The organism is Kocuria subflava, assembly GCF_012163155.1.
Classification (GTDB): domain Bacteria; phylum Actinomycetota; class Actinomycetes; order Actinomycetales; family Micrococcaceae; genus Kocuria; species Kocuria subflava.
Genome location: NZ_JAAVUN010000243.1, coordinates 1 through 522, shown reverse-complemented (window position 1 = coordinate 522; position 522 = coordinate 1). Strand labels below are relative to the sequence as shown.

The window sequence follows — 522 nt, the reverse complement described above, 5'->3', positions numbered from 1 at the left end:
CCCGGCGACGACGTCGTGGTCCTCGAGCCCTACTACGACCTGTACGCGGCGGTGGTGTCCTTCATCGGGGCCAACCTGCGTCCGGTCCCCCTGCGTCCACCGCATTTCACCCCGGATCCCGAGGAATTACGGCAGGCATTCACGCCCCGGACGGCCGCGGTCCTGGTCAACGACCCGCACAATCCCACCGGGACCGTCCTGGACACGGCGACGGCAGAGATCATCGCCCGGGAGACCCTTGCCAACGACGCCGTGGTCATCACGGACGAGGTCTACGAACATCTGCGCTTCAACGGCGCCCACGCGAGTCTGGCCGCCGGCGGCGGGAGCTCGCCGCTGGAACCGGAGCTGGCCGCGGCGATCGCGCAACGCACGCTGGTGGTCTCCTCCGCCTCCAAGACCTTCCGCGCGACCGGGTGGCGCATCGGATGGCTCACGGGGCCGCAGGAACTGGTCACGGGTGCACGCGCGATCAAGACCTACCTGACGCATTCCCCCGCCGCGCCCCTGCAACTGGCCGTG

At 69.7% G+C, this 522-nt stretch carries 1 protein-coding gene; it reads left to right on the top strand.

Annotated features, from left to right (window positions below; all coding sequences use genetic code 11):
- Positions 1 to 522, top strand: a 522-nt coding sequence (locus GTW58_RS13985) for an aminotransferase class I/II-fold pyridoxal phosphate-dependent enzyme (RefSeq protein ID WP_168023649.1), incomplete at both ends; no start/stop codon positions are given.